General features: G+C 56.7%; 14 protein-coding genes and 1 other RNA gene. 9 read left to right on the plus strand and 6 right to left on the minus strand.

Translation table 11 applies throughout. From position 1 onward, the window contains the following. Nucleotides 1–90: 90 nt before the first annotated feature. The 6 genes from rpsA to gyrA all read right to left on the minus strand — a co-directional run bounded on the left by rpsA (nucleotide 91) and on the right by gyrA (nucleotide 10,176). A complete protein-coding gene (gene rpsA / locus JDW18_RS07850) occupies nucleotides 91–1,773 on the minus strand; it encodes a 30S ribosomal protein S1 (protein ID WP_218243099.1) in 1,683 nt (560 codons plus the stop codon). A 185-nt stretch (nucleotides 1,774–1,958) separates the two neighbouring features. Further along, on the minus strand, nucleotides 1,959–3,992 hold the full coding sequence (locus JDW18_RS07855; protein WP_218243100.1) for a bifunctional 3-phosphoshikimate 1-carboxyvinyltransferase/cytidylate kinase: 2,034 nt from the start codon (nucleotides 3,990–3,992) through the stop codon (nucleotides 1,959–1,961). 109 nt (nucleotides 3,993–4,101) lie between these two features. Beyond that, nucleotides 4,102–5,004, minus strand: coding sequence for a prephenate dehydrogenase (locus tag JDW18_RS07860; RefSeq protein WP_218243101.1), 903 nt, complete (start codon nucleotides 5,002–5,004; stop codon nucleotides 4,102–4,104). Next, entirely contained in the window at nucleotides 5,004–6,104 is a 1,101-nt protein-coding gene (pheA, locus tag JDW18_RS07865; protein WP_218243102.1) for a prephenate dehydratase, read from the minus strand. The genes JDW18_RS07860 and pheA overlap by 1 nt, the downstream gene beginning before the upstream one ends. A 134-nt stretch (nucleotides 6,105–6,238) precedes the next feature. Further along, on the minus strand, nucleotides 6,239–7,348 hold the full coding sequence (gene serC / locus JDW18_RS07870) for a 3-phosphoserine/phosphohydroxythreonine transaminase (protein WP_218243103.1): 1,110 nt from the start codon (nucleotides 7,346–7,348) through the stop codon (nucleotides 6,239–6,241). 113 nt (nucleotides 7,349–7,461) lie between these two features. Continuing rightward, nucleotides 7,462–10,176: a DNA gyrase subunit A gene (gene gyrA / locus JDW18_RS07875; RefSeq protein ID WP_218243104.1), complete on the minus strand. Its 2,715-nt coding sequence runs from the start codon at nucleotides 10,174–10,176 to the stop codon at nucleotides 7,462–7,464. A 229-nt stretch (nucleotides 10,177–10,405) separates the two neighbouring features. Between gyrA and ompA the strand changes: the two genes are divergently transcribed. From ompA to JDW18_RS07920, 9 genes are all read left to right on the plus strand, one after another. Beyond that, complete coding sequence (ompA, locus tag JDW18_RS07880; protein WP_218243105.1) at nucleotides 10,406–11,050, plus strand: outer membrane protein OmpA; 645 nt, start codon at nucleotides 10,406–10,408, stop codon at nucleotides 11,048–11,050. A gap of 85 nt (nucleotides 11,051–11,135) precedes the next feature. After that, nucleotides 11,136–11,849, plus strand: coding sequence for a bifunctional 2-polyprenyl-6-hydroxyphenol methylase/3-demethylubiquinol 3-O-methyltransferase UbiG (ubiG, locus tag JDW18_RS07885; RefSeq protein ID WP_218243106.1), 714 nt, complete (start codon nucleotides 11,136–11,138; stop codon nucleotides 11,847–11,849). 5 nt (nucleotides 11,850–11,854) lie between these two features. After that, nucleotides 11,855–12,520, plus strand: coding sequence for a phosphoglycolate phosphatase (gene gph, locus JDW18_RS07890; RefSeq protein WP_218243107.1), 666 nt, complete (start codon nucleotides 11,855–11,857; stop codon nucleotides 12,518–12,520). A gap of 12 nt (nucleotides 12,521–12,532) precedes the next feature. Further along, nucleotides 12,533–12,909, plus strand: a transfer-messenger RNA (tmRNA) gene (gene ssrA, locus JDW18_RS07895). Between the two features lie 216 nt (nucleotides 12,910–13,125). Then, nucleotides 13,126–14,373: a tyrosine-type recombinase/integrase gene (locus JDW18_RS07900; protein ID WP_218243108.1), complete on the plus strand. Its 1,248-nt coding sequence runs from the start codon at nucleotides 13,126–13,128 to the stop codon at nucleotides 14,371–14,373. 125 nt (nucleotides 14,374–14,498) lie between these two features. After that, on the plus strand, nucleotides 14,499–17,741 hold the full coding sequence (locus JDW18_RS07905; protein ID WP_218243109.1) for a helicase-related protein: 3,243 nt from the start codon (nucleotides 14,499–14,501) through the stop codon (nucleotides 17,739–17,741). Beyond that, nucleotides 17,738–18,559: a DUF4391 domain-containing protein gene (locus JDW18_RS07910; protein ID WP_218243110.1), complete on the plus strand. Its 822-nt coding sequence runs from the start codon at nucleotides 17,738–17,740 to the stop codon at nucleotides 18,557–18,559. The genes JDW18_RS07905 and JDW18_RS07910 overlap by 4 nt, the downstream gene beginning before the upstream one ends. Before the next feature lie 8 nt (nucleotides 18,560–18,567). Then, nucleotides 18,568–20,706, plus strand: coding sequence for a GmrSD restriction endonuclease domain-containing protein (locus JDW18_RS07915; RefSeq protein ID WP_218243111.1), 2,139 nt, complete (start codon nucleotides 18,568–18,570; stop codon nucleotides 20,704–20,706). Nucleotides 20,707–20,911: 205 nt separating this feature from the next. Beyond that, on the plus strand, nucleotides 20,912–22,813 hold the full coding sequence (locus JDW18_RS07920) for a site-specific DNA-methyltransferase (RefSeq protein ID WP_218243112.1): 1,902 nt from the start codon (nucleotides 20,912–20,914) through the stop codon (nucleotides 22,811–22,813). Nucleotides 22,814–22,934: the final 121 nt, after the last annotated feature.

The following is a 22,934-nucleotide window of genomic DNA, read 5'->3' on the forward strand; positions in this document are numbered from 1 at the left end:
TAGGTTGAAAACAACAACGGGCGCACTGGGCGCCCGTTGTTCTTGACGCTTGACGGTCAGTCAGCGAGCTGACTGACCGGCTGACGCGATTTACTTGTCAGCGTCCAGCTTGGCGCGCAGCAGTGCGCCCAGGCTGGTGGTACCAGCGTTTTCCTTGGACGATTGCTGCGACAGGGAAGCCATGGCTTCTTGCTGTTCAGCGTGGTCCTTTTGCTTGATGGACAGCTGGATGTTGCGGCTCTTGCGATCCACGTTCACCACCACAGCAGTCACGTCGTCACCTTCCTTCAGGACGGAACGAGCATCTTCCACGCGGTCTTGCGAGATTTCGGAAGCGCGCAGGTAGCCGATGATGTCTTCACCCAGGTCGATTTCAGCGCCCTTGGCGTCCACGGTCTTGACCTTACCGGTCACGATCTGGCCCTTGTCGTTCACGGTCACGAAGGTCGTGAAAGGATCGCTGTCCAGCTGCTTGATGCCCAGGGAGATGCGCTCGCGCTCAACGTCCACGGCCAGCACGATGGCTTCGACTTCTTGACCCTTCTTGTAGTTACGAACGGCGGCTTCGCCAGCTTCGTTCCACGACAGGTCAGACAGGTGCACCAGGCCGTCGATACCGGCAGCCAGACCCACGAACACGCCGAAGTCGGTGATGGACTTGATGGGGCCCTTCACGCGGTCACCGCGCTTGGTGTTCTGAGCGAATTCTTGCCAGGGGTTAGCCTTGCACTGCTTCATGCCCAGGGAGATGCGACGCTTGTCTTCGTCGATTTCCAGAACCATGACTTCCACTTCGTCGCCCAGGGACACGAGCTTGGTAGGAGCAATGTTCTTGTTGGTCCAGTCCATTTCGGAAACGTGCACCAGGCCTTCGATGCCGGGTTCCAGTTCCACGAATGCGCCGTAGTCAGCAATGTTGGTGACCTTGCCGAACAGACGAGTGCCGGAAGGATAGCGGCGAGCAACGCCCATCCATGGGTCGTCGCCCATTTGCTTCAGACCCAGAGACACGCGGTTCTTTTCGGTGTCGAACTTCAGGATCTTGGCAGTGATTTCCTGGCCAGCAGTCACCACTTCGGAAGGGTGACGCACACGGCGCCATGCCATGTCGGTGATGTGCAGCAGGCCGTCGATACCGCCCAGGTCCACGAACGCACCGTATTCGGTGATGTTCTTGACCACGCCCTGAACGATAGCGCCTTCCTTCAGGGTTTCCATCAGCTTGGCGCGCTCTTCGCCCATGGAGGCTTCCACCACAGCGCGACGCGACAGCACAACGTTGTTGCGCTTGCGGTCCAGCTTGATGACCTTGAATTCCATGGTCTTGTTTTCGTAGGGGGTCAGGTCCTTGATGGGACGTGTGTCGATCAGCGAACCGGGCAGGAATGCGCGGATGCCGTTGACCAGAACGGTCAGACCGCCCTTGACCTTGCCGGAAGTAGTACCGGTCACGAATTCGCCAGACTCCAGAGCCTTTTCCAGCGACAGCCAGGAAGCCAGACGCTTGGCGGTGTCACGGGACAGGATGGTGTCGCCGTAGCCGTTTTCGATGGAGCCGATGGCCACGGAAACGAAGTCACCCACTTGGACTTCGACTTCGCCCTGGTCGTTCTTGAACTCGTCCAGAGGCACGTAGGCTTCCGACTTCAGGCCAGCGTTCACCACCACGAAGTTGTGCTCAACGCGCACGACTTCAGCGGTGATAACTTCGCCAGGACGCATTTCGGTGCGTGTCAACGACTCTTCAAAAAGGGCGGCAAAAGATTCAGACATGTAGTTCCTTGACCGCAGACAGGTTTCCGGCAGCACCATTGCCACCGTTTTTATGACTGAATGCGGAGGGTTGCGGGTTTTTAAGGCCCACGGGGTTAAAGATTAACAACCTTGCTGCCGACTCGCGTGCTGCGAGGTCTGGCATCAAGGGCCAACAGGTCAGCTGCGGGGCTGCGCCTGAAAAATCAAGAGCGGCCAAACGGCTGGCGTTCCTGCCACCACGTCAGCACCTGGGCAACCACTTGTTCAATGGTCATCTTGGAGCTGTCGAGCTGCAAAGAATCTTCGGCGGGCTTGAGCGGCGCAGTTGCGCGATTCATGTCGCGGGCGTCGCGCGCTTCAAGGTCTGCCAAAAGGGTGCACATATTAGCTGAAATCCCTTTGGAAATCAACTGTTTATATCGGCGCTCTGCGCGGCACTGGGCGGAAGCCCATAAATAGACCTTCAGAGGCGCATGGGGAAAGATCACGGTGCCCATGTCGCGGCCATCGGCCACCAGGCCGGGCAGGGCCTGGAATGACAGCTGCAGATCGACCAGCGCACGGCGCACTGCAGGCAGGGCCGATACGCGGGAGGCGTTCATGCCCGCTTCTTCGCTGCGAATGGCCAGGCTGATGTCTTCATTGCCCAGCCACACGCGTTGCTGGGCATCAAAGCGCACAGGCATTTCCAGCGCCATTTCGGCAATGGCTTCTTCGCAGGATTCGTCCAGCGCCAGACCTGCGCGAGAGGCGGCCAGACCTGTGATGCGGTAGAGGGCGCCAGAGTCCAGCGGCTGGTAGCCCAGCGCCTTGGCCACTTCGGCGGCAATTGTTCCCTTGCCCGAGGCCGTGGGGCCGTCGATGCAGATGACGGGAATGCGCTCACGCTCGGCTTCGCTGACGGAGAACAAAGCCTCGAAGTAATCAGGGAAGGTCTTGGCCACGCACTTGGGGTCTTCAATGCGCACGGGCAGCTTGGTGGGGTTGAAAGCGGCCAGCGAGAAGCACATGGCGACGCGGTGGTCGTCATAAGTGTGGATGCTGGCGGCTTTCCACGCCGATTTACCGGCGGGCGGTGTGATACGGATGAAGTCCTGCCCTTCTTCCACCGTGGCGCCCAGCTTGCGCAGCTCAATCGCCATGGCGGCGATGCGGTCGGTTTCCTTGACGCGCCAGCTGGCGATATTGCGCAGCGTGGTGGTGCCGTCGGCGTACAGAGCCATCACGCCCAGCGTCATGGCGGCGTCGGGGATGTGGTTGCAGTCGAGGTCAATGGCCTTCAGGGGCCAGCTGCCGCGCGACACCTGCAGCCAGTTGGGGCCGCTTTCCACTTGTGCGCCCATGGCCTGGGCGGCTTCGATAAAGCGGATATCGCCCTGAATGGAGTCTGCGCCTACGCCCAGAATCTTGATGCTTTTTTGCTCATCAGCCTCTGCTGCAATGGCGCCTAATGCTATGAAATAGCTAGCGGATGAGGCATCGGCTTCCACATGGATATCGCCCGGCGACTGGTAGCGGCTTCCCTCGGGAATCACAAAGCGCTGCCAGTTGTCGTTCTTCACGGCAATGCCAAAGCGCGCCAGCAGCTCCAGTGTGATGTGGATGTAGGGTTTGGAGATCAGCTCGCCCACCACCTCGATGGTGATGTCCCGGCCCTTGGCCAGCAGAGGCAGGGCCATGAGCAGCGAGGTCAGGAACTGGCTGGAGACATCACCACGCACCTTGATGGATTCGCTGCCCAGCTGGCTGAAGTCAGGCTGGCCGATTTTCAGAGGGGGGAAGCCTTCATCCTTCAGATAGTCAATCTTGCAGCCCAGCTGGCGTAGCGCATCGACCAGATCGCCAATGGGGCGCTCGTACATGCGGGGCACGCCCGTCATCTCGAAATTGCCGCCCAGCACGGACAGCGCTGCCGTCAGCGGGCGCATGGCCGTGCCGGCATTGCCCAGAAACAGCGTGGCAGCCGTGCCGTGAGGCAGCTGGCCGCCAATGCCGGTAACTTCAATGGCCTGACCGGGCGTGACAGCGTCGGGCGTGATTTTGCAGCCCAGCTGCTTGAGTCCCGCCAGCATGACCTGGGTGTCGTCAGAGTCCAGCAGGTCGTGAATAGTGGTCGTGCCCTGGCTCAGCGCGGCCAGCAGCAGCACGCGGTTGGAGATGCTTTTGGAGCCGGGCAGGCTGACTGTGCCATGGGCAGAGTCCAGCGCGGGCAGATCCAGAAATTCGGTGGTGAACATGACGCGATTGAGCTGAATAAGAGTGAGGTGCTGCGCTTTTTATAGCTTTAAGCGCATGTCCTGAAAGGGCTTTAAGGTGTTTTCTGTGGAAATCACCTTGAAGCAGGCCTTAAATCTTGGCGGTGCGCTTGGCACCCATTTTCCAGTGTGCGCGGGCAGCGCTGGCCAATGTCAGGCGGTCTTGCAGGCTTTGGCCGTCATTGGCCTGCATCAGGCCTTCGAGTTGCTCCAGCGCCTGACGGAACTGGCGCGACTGGGTCAGCACCTGTTCACGGTTGGCCAGCAGCACATCGCGCCAGAGTTTGGGGTCGCCCGCACCAATGCGGGTGAAGTCGCGAAAACCGGGGCCAGCCAGCGATAGCACTTCGTCGGCATTGGGCTGGTTCAGCACGCTTTGCATCATGGCAAAAGCTAGCAGGTGCGGCAGGTGGCTGACGGTGGCCAGTGCGCTGTCATGCGCTTCGGGCGACATGGCCTGAACGTGGCAGCCAAGTGCTTCCCACAGCGCCTGAGCGCGTGCGAGGTGGGCGGTCAGCGTGCGCTCTGTGGGCGTCAGGATGACTTGCGCGCCCTGGTACAGGTTCACATCGGCATGCTCCACGCCCGCCACTTCCTTGCCGGTGATGGGGTGGGCGGGCACAAAGCTGCCAATCTGGTCGCGCAGCGCCGTGCGGGCTGCCTGCACCACATCAACCTTGGTGGAGCCCACATCCATGATCATCATCTTGGGTGTGACCAGATGCTTGATGGACTTGAGCGTGGCTTCCGTGGCGGCCACGGGCACGGCCAGCAGCACCAGATCGGCGCCTGCTGCGGCCAGCAGGGCCGAGGGGGCTTCCACATCGATCACGCCCATCTGGCGGGCGCGTTCGGTAGTCGATGGCGATTTGCTGTAGCCCACCACGCGCTTGACCAGACCGGCTTTCTTGAGGGCCAGGGCGAAGGAGCCGCCCATGAGGCCGCAGCCAATCAAGCCAAGCTGCTCGAAGGGCTGCAATTGCGCACTTGCCATCACTTGCTCACCGGGTAGGTGCCCAGCACCTTGTAGAACGCGCACAGGCCTTGCAGCTCTTGCAGGGCAGCAGCCACATTGGCTTCGGCGGGGTGGCCTTCGATGTCGATGTAGAAGTAATACTCCCACTGGCCGGTACGGGCCGGGCGCGACTCAAAGCGCGTCATCGATACGCCGTGCTTTTTCAGCGGCACCAGCAGATCGTGCACAGCGCCAGAGTGGTTGGGCACAGACACCACCAGACTGGTGCAGTCATGCCCGCTGGGGGGGGCAGTGTTCAGCGTGTGCGGCAGGCAGATGACGGCAAAACGCGTGCGGTTGTAGGCGTCGTCCTGAATTGCGTGGCTGACGATGTGCAGGCCAAACTGCTGCGCAGCGCGCTCGCTGGCAATGCCCGCCCAGTTGGGGTGCAGGGCGGCCAGACGGGCACCTTCGGCATTGCTTTCCACAGGGCGGCGCTCTGCGTGAGGCAGATGCTTGGACAGCCAGCCCTGGCACTGTGCCAGCGCTTGCGGGTGGGCGGCCACCACTTCGATGCCTTCCAGATCGGCGCTGGTGCGCATCAGGTTGTGGCGGATCAGCATGCTGACTTCGCCCACCACATGGCAGGGCGTGTGCAGGAACATGTCCAGCGAGCGTGTCACCACGCCTTCGTTGGAGTTTTCCACGCCCACCACACCGTACTGGGCGCTGCCCGCAGCGGTGGCGTGAAACACTTCTTCAAAGCTGCTGCAGTACATCAGGTCGGCCGCGCCGCCAAAGTACTGAATGGCTGCTTCTTCGCAGAAGGTACCGGCTGGCCCCAGCACGGCTACGCGCTGGGGAGATTCCAGCGCCAGGCAGGCGGACATGATTTCGCGCCAGATGGCGGCCACATGCGCGCCTTTGAGCGGGCCGGGGTTGTTGCGCTTGATCTTCTCGATGACCTGGGCCACACGGTCCGGGCGGAAGAAGGCCGAGCCTTCTTTTTTCTTGAGCTCACCCACTTGCTCGGCCACATGGGCGCGCTGGTTGACCAGTTCCAGCAACTGGCGGTCCAGCGTGTCGATCTGGTTGCGAAGCGTCAGCAGCTCTGGGCTGGCTTGGGGTTCTTGGCTCATGAAGTCCTCTGTTTTTTAGAGCTGCTAGCGCTTGTCATTCAAGGGTTTCAATGCGTTTCATGCCTGAAATCATTGTTTGACATGCGCTGCCAGCTCATCTTTTCTGATCAGTGCGTGTGTCTTGCGTGGCGGGCTCAGGCCTGGCGCTGCTCGAAGTCCTGCATATAGGACACCAGTGCCTGCACGCCTTCAATCGGCATGGCGTTGTAGATGCTGGCGCGCATACCGCCCACGGACTTGTGGCCCTTGAGCTGCAGCAGGCCGGCTTCCTTGGCGCCCGCCAGGAAGGCATCGTTGCGCGATTCGTCACGCAGGAAGAAGGGGATATTCATGCGCGAGCGGCAGTTCTCAGCCACCTTGTTCACGTAAAAGCGCGACTGGTCCACATAGTCATAGAACAGCTTGGCCTTGGCGATATTGCGCGCTTCCATGGCGGCCACGCCGGTCAGGTTGCCTTCCTTTTGCTGCTTGAGCCATTTGAAGGTCAGGCCTGCCATGTAAATGCCCCAGGTGGGGGGCGTGTTGTACATGCTGCCGTTGTCGGCCACGGTCTTGTAATCAAAGGCGCTGGGGCAGATGGGCAGGGCGTGGCCCAGCAGATCTTCGCGCACGATGACGATGGTCAGGCCCGCAGGGCCGATGTTCTTTTGCGCGCCGCCAAAGGCCAGGCCTACGCGGCTCCAGTCGATGCTGCGCGAAGCGACGTGCGAGGAAAAGTCGATGACCAGAGGTGCGTCCGAGCCCAGTGCCTTCAGGTCAGGCAGCTCATGAAACTCCACGCCGTGAATGGTCTCGTTGCTGCAGATATGCACGTAGCTGGCGCCGCGGCTCAGATTCCAGCTGCTGGCGGCGGGAATCGTGGTGTAGTCGCTGTCCTTGGCGGTGGCGGCCACATGGGCTTCGCTGGCGTACTTGGCGGCTTCCTTGGCCGACTTCTGGCTCCAGCTGCCAGTCACCACAAAATCGGCCACGCCAGCGCGCGACAGGTTCAGGGGCACGATGGCATTTTCGGCAATGCCACCGCCTTGCATGAACAGAATCTTGAAGTTGGCAGGCACGGCCAGCAGCTCGCGCAGATCGGCTTCGGCTGCTTCATAAATGCTGATGAACTCCTTGCCGCGATGGCTCATTTCCATCACACCCATGCCGGAGCCGTGCCAGTCCAGCATTTCGGCGGCTGCGGTTTGCAGCACTTCTTCAGGAATGGCGGCGGGGCCGGCGGAGAAGTTAAAAGGGCGGTTCATCAGATTTACGCTCAAAACATGTGAAAGCGCTTGTGTAGATTGCGCTCTCAGCTATCAAAAACATTGCGCCACGGGCATGCTTAAGCACACCCGTGGCGACTGGTCACAAGGACTCAGGATGCGTCGCCAGACTCGGCAGAGCCTTCGGCTGCATCGCTGCCAGCCACATTGCCCTCTTCGCCTTCAGCACCTTCGGCGTTTTCGCCACCGGCATCATTCGCATCGTTTTCCACAATGCGCTGCAGGCCGATGAGCTTGGCGCCTTCGTCCAGATTGATCAGCGTCACGCCTTGTGTGGCGCGGCCCAGTTCGCGGATTTCCGCAACGCGGGTACGCACCAGCACGCCGGTGTCGGTAATCAGCATGATCTCGTCTTCCGGCGCCACCAGCGTGGCCGCAACCACCTTGCCGTTGCGCTCGGACTGCTGGATCGCAATCATGCCCTTGGTGCCACGGCCATGGCGGGTGTATTCGGCAATCGCCGTGCGCTTGCCGTAGCCGTTTTCGGTGGCGGTCAGCACGCTTTGCGAGCCCGCAACCACGTTGCCCGTGCCGTCATCGGCTTCGGCCACCAGCATGGCAATCACGTTCTGCGTTTCATCGATGTTCATGCCGCGCACGCCGCGGGCATTGCGGCCCATGGGGCGCACATCGTTTTCGTCAAAGCGCACGGCCTTGCCGCCGTCGCTGAACAGCATCACGTCATGCTTGCCATCGGTCAGCGCAGCACCAATCAGGTAGTCGCCATCGTCCAGGCCCACGGCAATGATGCCGGCCTTGCGGGGGTTGCTGAACTCGGTCAGCGCCGTCTTCTTGACGGTGCCCATGCTGGTGGCCATGAAGACGAAGTGATCTTCGGGGAAGCTGCGGTTTTCGCCGGTCAGCGGCAGCACCACGTTGATCTTTTCGCCTTCCTGCAGCGGGAACATGTTGACGATGGGGCGACCGCGCGAGCCGCGTGAGCCCGATGGCACTTCCCAGACCTTGAGCCAGTACATGCGGCCACGGTTGGAGAAGCACAGCAGATAGTCGTGCGTGTTGGCGATGAAGAGCTGGTCGATCCAGTCGTCTTCCTTGGTGGCGGTGGCCTGCTTGCCGCGTCCGCCGCGCTTCTGTGCACGGTATTCGCTCAAAGGCTGGCTCTTGATGTAGCCGGTGTGGCTGAGCGTCACCACCATGTCGGTGGGTGTGATCAGGTCTTCGGTGGACAGGTCTTGCGCGCTGTACTCGACGGTGGAGCGGCGCTCGCCCTTCTTGGTCTGGCCGAATTCGGCCTTCACGGTGTTTAGCTCTTCGCCAATGATGATGGAGACGCGCTCGGGCTTGGCCAGGATATCCAGCAGGTCTTCGATGACCGACATGATGTCCTTGTACTCGGCGACGATCTTGTCCTGTTCCAGACCGGTCAGGCGCTGCAGACGCATCTGCAGAATTTCCTGAGCCTGGGTTTCAGACAGGCGGTACAGGCCGCTGCTCTGCATGCCGAATTCGACTTCCAGACCTTCAGGGCGGTAGTCGTCGGCATTGACCACGCCGCCATCGGTGCGGGTGCGGGTCAGCATCTCGCGCACCAGCTTGCTGTCCCAGCTCTTTTCCATCAGCGCGGCCTTGGCCACGGGGGGGGTGGGGGCGTTGCGGATGATGGCAATGAAGTCGTCGATATTGGCCAGTGCAACGGCCAGGCCTTCCAGCACATGGCCGCGGTCGCGCGCCTTGCGCAGCTCGAACACCGTGCGGCGCGTCACCACTTCGCGGCGGTGCTCCAGGAAGACCTGGATCAGATCCTTCAGATTGCACAGCTTGGGCTGGCCGTTGACCAGCGCCACCATGTTCATGCCGAAGGTGTCCTGCAACTGCGTCAGCTTGTACAGGTTGTTGAGCACCACTTCGGGCACTTCGCCGCGCTTCAATTCGATCACCAGGCGCATGCCGGACTTATCCGACTCGTCCTGAATGTGGCTGATGCCTTCGATCTTCTTCTCGTGCACCAGCTCGGCCATGCGCTCCTGCAGGGTCTTCTTGTTGACCTGGTAGGGCAGCTCATCCACGATGATGGACTGGCGCTGGCCCTTGTCGATGTCCTCGAAGTGGCACTTGGCACGCATCACCACACGGCCACGACCCGTGCGATAGCCTTCCTTGACGCCATTGATGCCGTAGATGATGCCGGCGGTGGGGAAGTCAGGCGCAGGAATGATCTCCATCAGATCATCAATGCTGGCTTCGGGGTTCTGCAGCAAATGCAGGCAGGCGTCCACCACCTCATTGAGGTTGTGGGGTGGAATATTCGTGGCCATACCCACGGCAATACCGGAGGAGCCGTTCACCAGCAGATTGGGCAGGCGGCTTGGCAGCACCAGCGGCTCGCTCTCGGAGCCGTCATAGTTAGGGCCGAAGTCCACGGTCTCCTTGTCGATATCACCCAGCATTTCGTGGGCAATCTTCGAGAGGCGGATTTCCGTATAACGCATGGCAGCGGCGCTGTCGCCGTCCACCGAGCCGAAGTTGCCCTGGCCATCCACCAGCATGTGGCGCAGCGAGAAGTCCTGCGCCATGCGAACGATGGTGTCGTAGACCGCGATGTCGCCGTGAGGGTGGTATTTACCAATCACGTCACCGACGATACGCGCCGACTTCTTATAGGGGCGGTTCCAGTCGTTATTGAGTTCATGCATCGCGTACAGAACGCGGCGGTGCACGGGCTTGAGGCCATCACGCGCATCAGGAAGCGCCCGGCCCACGATCACGCTCATGGCGTAATCGAGATAACTGCGACGCATCTCCTCTTCAAGGCTGATGGGCAGAGTTTCTTTAGCAAACTGGGTCATGTCTAGTGATACTTTGACGGCTGGAAAACAACCATTTTAGGTCGAATGGCGTGTGGCAGCAGAGCAACATAACTCAGGAATTACGCAGCTGTCCTACTTGTTGGTGCCTAGTTGACAACACTCTTGCATGTTACGTATGGCACAATCGTTTCAACGTTTTTGGTGATGGTCACTAATGACGTCCACAGATTCGCAGCCTTGCTGCGGCTTTTTCCCCAAGAGGAGAACCATGAAGAAACTGAACAAAGTGGCGATGTTGTTTGCCTCTGCTGCCCTCGTGACGGCCGCTGGCGCACAAGTTAAGGCTGCAAACGGCGGCAACGTCATCGACAACTGGCAAAACGGCACCAGCGAGCTGGTGTGGAAGAACGGCACTAACGAACTGTGCTGGCGCGATGCCAACTGGACTCCTGCTACTGCCGCTGTTGATTGCGACGGTGCTCTGAAGGCCCAGACTGCTGCTCCCGCTCCTGCTGTTGTGGCTCCCGCTCCTGCTGCTCCTGCTCCTGCAGTGGCTTCCAAGGTCACTTACTCTGCTGACGCTTTCTTCGACTTCGACAAGTCGGTGCTGAAGCCCGCTGGTAAGGCTAAGCTGGACGACCTGACCGGCAAGATCAAGGACATCAACCTGGAAGTTATCATCGCCGTGGGTCACACTGACTCCGTGGGCGCTGACGCTTACAACCAGAAGCTGTCCGTGCGTCGCGCTGAAGCTGTGAAGGCTTACTTGGTGTCCAAGGGCATCGAAAAGAGCCGTGTTTACACCGAAGGTAAGGGCGAGAAGCAACCCGTGGCAGACAACAAGACTGCTGCTGGCCGCGCTCAAAACCGTCGCGTGGAAATCGAAGTTGTGGGCACCAAGGCTGCTCAGTAATCTTTCGATTGCTACCCAAGAAAGCCCCGGTAACGGGGCTTTTTTTATGTCTGATCCACATGCGTAATCGCCGACAATGGCAGTCATGACCAACACGATCAATGCCGACCCAGCAGAGCTGGAGAAGTTTTCCAGTCTGGCCCACCGCTGGTGGGATCCCGAGAGTGAATTCAAGCCGCTGCATCAAATCAACCCCTTGCGCCTGGAGTGGATAGATGCACAGGCACCCCTGCAAGGGCGCCGCGTACTGGATGTGGGCTGTGGCGGCGGCATCCTGGCAGACTCCATGGCGCGCAAAGGTGCCGATGTCATGGGCGTGGACCTGGCGACCAAGGCTTTGCGAGTCGCTCAACTGCATGCCCTGGAGACGGGAACGCCCAATATTCAGTATCACGAAGTCAGCGTGGAGCAACTGGCCGAAGAGCAGCCCGCATCCTTTGATGTGGTGACTTGCATGGAGATGCTGGAGCATGTGCCCGATCCCGCTTCCATCGTCCGGGCCTGCGCCACGCTGGTAAAGCCCGGTGGTTGGGTCTTTTTTTCGACAATCAATCGCAATGCCAAGGCTTTTGGTCTGGCCATTGTGGCTGCTGAATATGTGCTCAAGATGATTCCCAAGGGAACCCATGAGTACGCCAAGTTGCTGCGCCCCAGCGAGTTGGCGCGCTTTGCGCGAGAAGCTAATCTGGACGTTCAAGGCAGCAAAGGGCTGGAGCACAACCCCGTCACCGGGCGCTACTGGCTCAGCAATGACACGTCGGTCAACTACATGCTGGCCACCCGTCGCCCCCAGGAGTAATCGCCATGTGGAACCATGTACAGGCAGTGCTGTTCGATCTGGATGGCACGCTGATCGACAGTGCCCCGGATTTAGGGGCCGCTGCTGACAAGATGCGAGTGGATCGCGGCATGCCGTCGCTGCCGCTGGCGGCCTACCGGCATATGGCCGGTGCTGGTGCGCGAGGCATGCTGGGCATCGCTTTTGGCATGACGCCAGAGTCTGAAGGCTTTGCGGATATGCGAGAAGAATTTTTTCGCAACTACGAAAAATGCATGACGGAGCGCACTTATGCGTTCGATGGTGTTGCGCAAATGATTCAGTCTCTGGAGGCTGCGCAGCTGGGTTGGGGTGTTGTCACCAATAAATCCATGCGCTTTACCGATCCATTGACGCGTCAGATGCCCTTGTTTTCTTCGGCGGCAGCCGTGGTCAGTGGCGACACCACGCCTCATGCCAAGCCGCATCCGGAGCCATTGTTCGAGGCTGCAAGGCGCATGAAAATCGATCCGCAAAGCTGTATTTACGTCGGTGACGATGAGCGAGACATCCAGGCGGGCCGCGCCGCAGGCATGAAAACCGTTGCGGCGTGCTACGGATATCTGGGGCAAAAGGCTGATACAAGTCATTGGGGTGCCGATGCGCACATCAATTCTCCAATTGAGCTCTTGAAACTGCTGGGAAGAGGCTAAAATAACGAGTAAGGGGCTGTCCTGGTTTCGACGTGGGTTCGGGATCGGCGCGGTGCATGTCAAGCTTGAGTGACGCTTGTAAATCTCCATTCAAAAAACTAACTGCAAACGACGAACGTTTCGCACTCGCCGCTTAATCCGGTGAGCCTTGCAACAGCACGCTAGTGGGCTGGGCAAGGGGGTAGAAATACCTCCCGGCTGCAAGGGAATTTACATTAGCTGGCTGAATACCGGGCTTCTTGGTATTTGGCGAGATTTAAGGAAGCTGGCTATCCAAGAAGCGTGTGCCTGCGCGGCTTGGGTGGTGAGATTCAAAACAGAGCACTAAACATGTAGATCTGTCCGACGAAGGCTTGCGGACGGGGGTTCAATTCCCCCCAGCTCCACCATTTACCTATCCAAAGGGGTTCAATGAAGTTCATTGAATCCCTTTTTCTTTTTGAAAATCAATGACTTAGCGTGTAACTGAGTCTAAAGAGATTCCACTTCTGCCAACGACGCCAGGGGGAACAGATGGGGGAACAGACGATTGAAATGGTAGATTTACTCCCATTGTTCCCCCGCCTCCCTCTGGGAAAGGTGATTTTTGAGAGGTTTGTTCCCCCATGTTGACCGATGCTCAGTGCAGAAATGCCACTTGTTCCCCCGGTGCTAAGAGAGAGCGTTTTTCTGATTCTGGAGGGCTGTACTTGGAGGTCAGTCCTGCAGGATCACGGCGGTGGTTCTGGAAGTACCGTAAAGATGGCAAAGAAGGTCGTTTGGCGCTGGGAAGTTACCCGCAGGTAAGCTTGTCAGCTGCGCGCAAAGCGCGAGACATTGCTCGGCTGCAAAAATCTGAAGGCGTTGATCCTGCTAAAGCACGCAAGGTTGAAAAGCTGGTCAATCCGACTGGGTTTGACAATTCTTTCAAATCAGTGGCTTTGGAATGGCATGGGCGGCAGGTTACTCGCTGGAGTCCAGGGCATGCAGAGCGCACACTTCGGCAGTTGGAGCGTGACTTGTTCCCCTGGATTGGTGATAGGGAAATGTCACAGATTCAGCCCATGGAGCTTTTGGCGGTGCTTCAAAAGGTGGAGGAGCGTGGTGCGATTGAGACTGCAGACCGTGCTTTGATGCTAGCTCGGCAGGTCTGGCGTTATTGGCTTCCAACGGCCAGCAACACTCAGCGTGACATTACAGAGGGTTTGAAGGCGCGGCTGACCCCCTATCGTGGAAGCAATTTCCCTGCGATCGTGGAGCCAGAGCGCTTTGGTGAACTTTTGAGGGCAATGTATGCCTATAAAGGCGGCCCATTCGTGCGAACGGCACTTTTGCTGGCGCCGTTGCTTTATCAGCGCCCAGCCAATCTGCGGATGATGGAGTGGGAAGAGCTTGATTTGGATGGGCAGCTGTGGACGATTCCTAGCGCAAAAATGAAGCGTTCTGTGCAAGAGAAGGAAAACGGTGAGCCGCATGTTGTGCCGTTGCCCAAACAGGCGGTGGCGATGCTTCGTGAGTTGAAGCCTCTCAGTGGACGTGGCCGTTATGTTTTTCCTGGTCAGCGAGATCATGACCGGCCTATGTCAGATAACTCTGTTCGCACAGCCTTGTATAGCCTCGGGTTTGGTGATGAACAAAGCTGGCATGGTTTTCGGGCTACAGCCAGAACCATGTTAGTTGACCAACTGGACCTTGATCCGCTGGCGATTGAGGCCAATCTGGCGCATGCTGTAAAGGATGCGAATGGGCGGAGCTACAACCGCACCAAGTACTTGGCAAAGCGTTTTGACCAGGTTCAGCAGTGGGCTGACTACCTTGATCGACTGCGTAATGGTGAGGCCAATGTGGTTACGTTGCATCAGCGTGTAGGTTGACGTCTGGATGCATCCGTGCATTGGTATGTGCTTCTTGATCAATGTTGAGCAAGACAGCCGTTTTCTCTGTCCCTCTGTTTGATAATCAGATCATAAGAAACTGATCATCGGGGGGATGGAGAACAATGAAGTTCATCAGCAATGCCGGTTCTGACCGAGTTCTGGACCTGATGCGTCCTGGATTAGGGCGTGGACACAAGCTGGACATGGTCTCAGGCACGTTCTCCTTGTTTGCTTTTGCTGAACTGCTCACCGAGTTATCCGTGCTGGAGAAAGCACGCATCGTCATCCCACCCCCCAAGCAAAGTAGCACTCTTCTTCCATACTTCCAGACAGACCACCTTGGATTATTGGGTTCCGCTAGCGACCGGGCTTCACGCAACAAACTTCAGGTGTATTGGCTGGCCCGCAAGTTGATGCAGTGGTTAGAGGCCAAAGCAGACGTTCGGCAAGCCAAAGAAGCTGTGCCTCAAGGGACGATTGTCTTGCGTGACACAAGCAGCCTGGCGCAGCAAACCGCTTTAGGGTCCTTTGGCTTTAGCTCTGAAGGTCTAGGCGTCACTTCTGGCAATCCATTGAGCCTGATTCAGGCATCTGAAAATGCGGCAGAAGCCGCGATGCTCAGTCAGTGGTTTGATCAACAATGGGCGCAGCTTGAAGAGCATCCCGGAGCCAAAAGCTTGCTGCTTTCTGCTGTCAAAGAGCTTGCCAGTCATCGTGATGCAGCCAGTGTGTATGCGTTGATACTTAACCAGCTGTTTGCCAAAGAAGAGCTGGACGAGGAAAAGATAGTCAAATCAGCCACAGGCATACGCAATACCGTTGTTTGGAACAAACTCTATAAGTTTCAAAGAGATGGCGTTGTAGGTGCCATTGAGAAGCTGCAACGCTTTGGTGGCTGCATCATTGCTGATAGCGTTGGCTTAGGTAAAACCTTTGAAGCCCTGGCTGTCATCAAATACCACGAACTACGCAACGATCGCGTGCTAGTGCTGTGCCCCAAACGCTTGCGCGACAACTGGACGCTCTATAAGGCCAACGATCAACGCAACGTCCTTGCACCTGATCGATTCAACTACGACGTTCTCAATCACACAGACCTCACCCGAGACAAAGGCAGCTCCGGCGACATTGACCTGGCGCACGTCAACTGGGGCAACTACGACCTGGTTGTGATCGATGAATCTCACAACTTTCGCAACAAAGCTGCGAATATGGGGCGGGAGACGCGCTATGACAAGCTGATGCGTAAGATCATCCGCGAAGGCGTCAAAACGCGGGTGCTGATGCTGTCAGCCACGCCTGTGAACAATCGCTTGGCAGACCTGCGCAATCAGATTGCTTTTGTCACTGAGGGTAATGACACCGCACTTTTTGACCATGGCATCGCTAGCATCGATAGCACCACACGTCGTGCCCAGAAAGCCTTTAACCGCTGGTTAGATCTGCCTGCAGAAGAGAAATCACCAGCGTTGCTGGTGGAAATGCTGGGCTTTGATTACTTTGCCTTGCTGGATCACCTGACCATCGCACGTTCGCGCCGCCATATTGAAAAGTATTACGGCACAGCAGAAACTGGCCGATTCCCTGACCGATTGCCTCCTATCAACATCAAAGCCGATGTTGACCGTGCAGGCGAATTTCGCTCCATCCGCGACATCAATTTGGAAATTCGGCGGCTCAACCTCTCTGCGTATGCGCCCCTGCGCTATGTGCTGCCGCACAAGCAAGAAGCCTATGACCAAAAGTACAGCACCCAAATTCGTGGCGGTGAAAGCTTTTTCCGTCAAGCAGACCGTGAAGAAAGCCTGATTCACCTGCTGCGTGTCAACGTGCTCAAGCGCATGGAAAGCGCGGTGTCCTCGTTTGCCTTGACCGTGCAACGCCAACTGCGCGATGTGGAAAGCATGCTGGCGCGCATTGAAGCTCACCAGGAAGAAATTGAAGAGCTCGACATCGCCGATGTGGACATTGACGACCCAGCTTTTGAGTCCCTCTTGGTCGGTCGCAAAGTCAAGGTTCTGCTGACCGATGTAGATCTGCTGCGCTGGCAGCAAGACTTGATTGAAGACCGCAACCGCTTGGCTACCTTGTACGCTGCAGCAGAGCAAGTCAGTGCCACCCGCGATGACAAACTGCAAAAACTGCGCGAACTGATCGCTCAAAAGTGCCAGCAGCCGATCAACCCCGGCAATCGCAAAGTGATCGTATTCACTGCCTTTGCCGATACGGCCAACTACCTGTATAAGCACCTTGCTACCTGGGCTAAGTCAGCGCTGGGTATCGAGTCGGCATTGGTGACAGGTGCAGGACGCAACCAAACTACATTGCCAGAACTGCGTCGTGACCTGAGCAGTATCTTGACTGCATTTTCCCCACGCTCTAAAGAGCGGCCCGAGGCGCTGGTACACGAAGGCGAGTTGGACTTGCTCATTGCCACCGACTGCATCAGCGAAGGCCAAAACCTGCAAGACTGTGACTGGCTGATCAACTACGACATCCACTGGAACCCAGTGCGAATCATTCAGCGGTTCGGGCGCATTGACCGCATTGGCTCCACCAATGGCAGCATTCAGTTGGTGAACTTCTGGCCCAACATGGAACTGGAGGAATACATCAACCTGGAGCAACGGGTTAGCGGTCGCATGGTGCTGCTGGACATTTCCGCCACAGGTGAAGAAAACATCATTGAAGAGCAATCTGGCAACCAGATGAATGATCTGGAATATCGCCGCAACCAACTGCTCAAACTGCAAGAAACCGTCATTGACCTGGAAGACCTCTCCAGCGGCGTCGCCATCACCGACCTGACGCTGACGGACTTCCGCATCAATCTGGCCGAATACGCACGTGAACACCCTAACAAGCTGGAAGGTATGCCCTTGGGCTGCTTTGCCGTCACCACCAGCATTGATGCCGATATTCCACCGGGTATTCTGTTTTGCCTGCGCGCTGAAGGCGCTGCAGCGCAAAAAATGGTGGATGCTAGCTACCCCCTGGCCCCTCACTACTTGGTGCATGTGGGTGATGATGGCGCGGTGCTGCTGCCTTACACCCAAGCCAAACGCTTTTTAGACCGACTCAAACGCTTGAGCGTAGGTCGTGACCTGCCCGATGCCACGGCCTACGCACGATTTGACCACGCCACCCGCCATGGCCAAGACATGCAGCATGCACAAAAACTGCTTGCTGCTGCCGTGGCATCCATTGTGGGTAAATCCGAAGAAAGAGCCGTGGCCAGCTTGTTCTCACCGGGTGGCACTCACGCCATGCAGGGGGAATTCGCAGGGGCTAATGACTTTGAAGTGGTTGCCTACCTGATCGTCTTACCCAATGAACATGAGACTCAGGAAGCTCAAGCCGCATGAGTACGCACAGTCTGCAAGTCCAACAATTACTGGCGGCACTTGCTGTTCCTGCAACTGCATTGGTGCAAAAGCGCATTCCCAAAAAAATGCTGGCTGAAAGCGGGGCGGCCACTGTCGCTGACCGCAAGCTGGTGCAAGACCACATTGAAGAACTCACCTGGTATGCCGCGCTCAAGCCCGGCAATGTCGGTGTCGCGGCATATGAAGATGAACAGCGCAACTACCTGGAAGTGGCCGTACTCGTTGCCCAACTTCGCTCTGATCCAGCTCCCCACGTTGCAGTTACTGCCCAGCAATCAGCGTGTCCTGTCACCATTAGCACCAGTATCAAACGCGTAGCCGAGCTGGTTCACCGCGCCATCCCTTATCCCACCTTGCTCGTTCTGGATAGCGGCGGGCAATTGCTCGCTTCCATGGCACACATTCGCAAGGCACAGCGCGAATTGGATAAGACCGTGCTGGACGATGCACCCACCATCACTGCCCTTGGTGTAGGTGCTGCGGCAGAGGCATTTTTGCAAGCCATGGCATTGGATAAGCAGCCTACCCAACACCTTCAAGCCCTGTACCAAGGCTGGATCGACACTTTGTCTGCTTGGCAGGCGGTGGAGCTGATAGGGCAATTCATCCCTAGCCACAGCCCACAGCATGCCGAGCAGCGCCGAGCAGCACTGAACGCCTGCAGAGATCTGGACACACGCATTGCTGCAGCACGAGCCGCTGCAGCCAAAGAAAAACAACTGGCCCGGCAAGTGGCCGCCAATTTAGAAATCAAAGCCCTGTTGGCCCAGCGCCAGCAAGCAGCTCAAAACCTTTGAGGGAAAAAATGAAAGCGACCGAAGCCAATTTGCTCAAATTCTTGCGCAAGTCCCCGCAATTTGTCATTCCTATCTATCAGCGCAATTACTCCTGGACAGAAGAGCAATGCCGCCAGTTGTGGGCAGACTTGATGCGGGCTGGACGCGACGACAAAGTCAATGCGCATTTCATTGGCTCTATCGTCTATGTAGAACGCGGCTTGTCCACAGTTACGACCGAAGAGGCTTTGTTGGTGATCGATGGTCAACAGCGCTTGACCACCAGCACCTTGTTGATTGCAGCGCTGGCCCAACACTTCAAAACTCACAATGTGGCTGAGTTGCTGGATGCTTTTTCCTTCAAAAAGCTACGCAACTACTACTTGCTAAACCCTGATGAGGATGGCGACCGCCACTACAAGCTCATCTTGTCGGAAACAGACAAAGATACCTTGCTGGCCCTGCTGCAGGACACTCCCATGCCAGCGCAGGCCAGCACACGTATCACCGAAAACTACGCGCTGTTCCAAAACCTGATTGAAGAGCACCAGCATGAGCTGGAAGCCATCTGCCAAGGGCTGGCTAAATTGGTCATTGTGGATGTGGCCTTGGACCGCTCACAAGACAACCCCCAGTTGATCTTTGAGAGCATGAACTCCACGGGGCTGGAGCTCAGCCAGGCCGACCTCATCCGCAACTACATCTTGATGGGGCTGGAGCCCAAGCTGCAGACGGAGCTCTACAACACCTACTGGCGGCCCATGGAAAAGGCATTTGGCCAGGCGGCCTATGTGGTGCACTTTGACGCTTTCATGCGCCACTACCTCACCACCAAGACGGGCGAAATTCCCAACGTGCGTGATGTGTACCTTGCGTTCAAAGCCTTTGCCCAAAAGCAACCCGACACCAACACACGCACACGCGACCTGGTAGCCGATATCCACGCCTACGCCCTGTACTACTGCGCTATGGCTTTGGGCACAGAGACAGATGCGGGCTTGAAGCAAGCCTTCCATGATCTGCGGGAATTGAAAGTGGATGTGGCCTATCCCTTCTTGCTGGACGTGTACCACGACTACAAGCATGGCCGTTTGAGCAGCGATGAAGCCTTGCAGATCGTGCGTCTAGTGGAAAGCTATGTCTTTCGCCGCGCCATCTGCGCCATCCCCACCAACTCACTGAACAAAACCTTTGCGGGCCTGAGCCGCAGCCTCAAAAAAGACCGCTACCTGGAAAGTGTGCAAGCTGCGCTGCTGCTACTGCCCTCATACCGCCGCTTTCCCAAAGACGAAGAGTTTCAGCGTGAAATCAAGCTGCGCGACCTCTACAACTTCCGCAGCCGCAGCTACTGGCTGCGCCGTTTGGAAAATCATGGCCGCAAAGAGCGTGTTGTCGTGGAGGACTACACCATCGAGCACATCCTGCCGCAAAACGAAGACCTTTCCTCGGAATGGCAGCAGGAGCTGGGGCCTGACTGGCAACGCATCCAGGAGGAATGGCTGCACACCCTGGGCAACCTCACGCTCACCGGCTACAACAGCGAATACAGCGACCACTCCTTCGCTTACAAGCGCGATCAAGTCACCGACAAGGATGGCAACTCCATTGGCTTTGCCAGCAGCCCGCTCAAGCTAAACCTGGGCTTGGGCACTGTCCCGCAGTGGGATGAATCGGCCATCAAAGCCCGCGCCGAACGTTTGGCCACTGACGCCGCCAAAGTATGGAAAGTACCAGCGTTGGACAATAGCGTGCTTGACGCTTACCGAGCCACGCCTGCTCAAACAGGGCAAACATACAGCATCGCTGACCACCCGCACCTGGAAACGGGGGCCATGAAGCCCGTGTTTGAGGCGCTGCGCAAAGCGGTACAGGCACTCAACCCCAACGTCACCGAAGAGTTTTTAAAGCTTTACGTAGCCTACAAGGCAGAGACCAACTTTGTCGATGTGGTGCCGAAAGCCAAGCGCCTGCTACTGGTGCTCAACATTGGGGTTGCCGAGCTGGACGACCCACGCGGCCTGTGTCGCGATATCTCCAATATTGGCCGCTGGGGCAATGGTGATGTGGAAGTGGGCCTGAGCAGCCTGAACGAGCTGCCCTATGTGATGGGGCTGATTCGCCAAGCATTGGACCGCCAGATGGGCGGGCCACAAGACGATGGATACTGACCCCGTTGCAGCCCATTCACAGGGTAGATGAAAATAAAAAAGATAGCGACTTGCATAGGTAAATAAATGATTTCAATCAAAAAAATATTCAATACCAAATAAATACAAGCGCTAGCAGCTATCTTTTTTACCGATTACAGCTTGCTAACTGCGCACCAAGATTCGACGCAGCCCGCAAGCTCCCTTCAAGATTTGAGCGATTCCTATGGCGATAGAAAAAATCGAAGCCCATTCTCCCGATGCGCAGAGCGCCAACCTGGTGGCCGACAACATTGAAAAGCTCAAAGCCCTGTTTCCCGAGCTGTTGACCGAAACCATGGTCAACGGCCAAGCCACCGCCGCTTTGAACATGGATGTGCTCAAGGCATTGGTGGGCGATGCCACAGTGACCGACAGTGATGAAAAATATGGTCTCAATTGGCATGGCAAGCGCAAGGCACGCCAGATTGCCCTAACGCCCAGCACCGGCACGCTGCGCCCCGCCAAAGACGAAAGCGTGGATTGGGACACCACCCAAAACCTGATGATTGAGGGCGACAACCTGGAAGTGCTCAAGCTCCTGCAGAAGAGCTATGCAGGCAAGGTGAAGCTGATTTATATCGACCCGCCTTACAACACGGGCAAGGACTTTGTGTACCCGGATAACTTTCAGGACAACATCAAAAACTACCTGGAGTTGACTGGGCAAACTGAGGGTGGGTCAAAGATAACCACCAACACAGAGGCCAGTGGTCGGTTTCATACCGATTGGCTGAATATGATTTATCCGCGCTTAAAGCTTGCAAAAAGTCTTCTGCGAAAAGATGGGGTGATATTCATCAGCATTGATGATGGTGAAGTTAGTAATCTCAGAAAAATATGCGATGAAATATTTGGAGAAGAAAACTTCGTTAGCACTTTGATTTGGGAAAAAAGATATAGCCCTCAAAATGCAGTGCAGTGGTTCTCTGAATCTCATGATTTCATTTTGGTCTACGCTGCGGACAAGGAGCTGTGGAAGCCAAATCTGCTTGAGCGCTCTGATGAAATGAATGCTAGATATAGAAATCTAGATAATGATCCACGTGGAGATTGGAAGCCTGCAGACGCAACAGCACAAGCAGGCCATGGAACTCCTGCACAGTTTTACGAATTCACGTCACCTTCTGGAAAAACCTTTTCTCCTCCAAATGGGCGTTGCTGGGTATATACAAAGCCAAGAATGGAGGAAATTCTTGCTGACAATAGAATTTGGTTCGGAGCCTCCGGGGATAATGCACCAGCTATCAAAAGGTTCCTTACGGAGGTAAAACAAGGTGTCGCATGTCAAACAATCTGGAAATATGAAGATGTAGGACACAATCAAGAAGGTAAAAAGGAGATCAAAGAAATTTTTCCTGAGGCTGTTCCATTTGATACACCCAAGCCTACAAGATTAATAGAGCGAATTTTAAAAGTAGGTACTACCGACTCATCGAATGATTTGGTTTTGGATTTTTTTGGCGGAAGTGGAACTACAGCGCAGGCTGTTTACTCAGTCAACAAGATGGACAATGGAAAAAGAAAGTTCATTCTTGTTCAGCTTCCTGAAGAAACAGCGGACAATAATTATTCAAATATTGCAGAAGTAACCAAAGAACGACTACGACGATCCGGGAAAATCGTAAAAGGAAGCGATCCACTTTTTACGGGTGATGTCGGGTTTCGATGCTTTAAGTTAGATACCTCGAACATTCGCGCCTGGAAACCCAACGTCAACGATTTAAAAACATCGCTGTTTGACAACCTGGAGCACGTTGAACCCGAGCGTAGCAATGATGATGTGCTGTACGAAGTGCTGCTTAAGCTTGGGTTGGATCTTTGCGTGCCCATGGAAGCTCAGCAAATTGCGGGCAAAACCGTGCACAGCATTGGCGATGGCGCGCTCATGACCTGCTTGGATGCACATATTGGCGTAGCTGATGCCGAAGGCTTGGCCCTGGGCATGGCCCAATGGCGTGAAGAACAAGGCACGGCCACAGAGACCACCGCAGTCTTCCGCGATAGCGCGTTTGAAAACGATGTGGCCAAGAGCAATCTAGCCGCCATCTTGGAGCAGCACGGCATCAAGCACGTGCGGAGCCTGTGAATATGGCTGAGATGCAGCCGCTGCCGCCTGGCGAATTTTTGCTCTACCAAACCGACGACGGGCGCACCCGTGTGGAGTGCCGGTTTGCTGATGAAACGCTTTGGCTGTCTCAAGCCGCCAT

This window comes from Comamonas fluminis (assembly GCF_019186805.1).
Classification (GTDB): Bacteria; Pseudomonadota; Gammaproteobacteria; order Burkholderiales; family Burkholderiaceae_C; genus Comamonas; species Comamonas fluminis.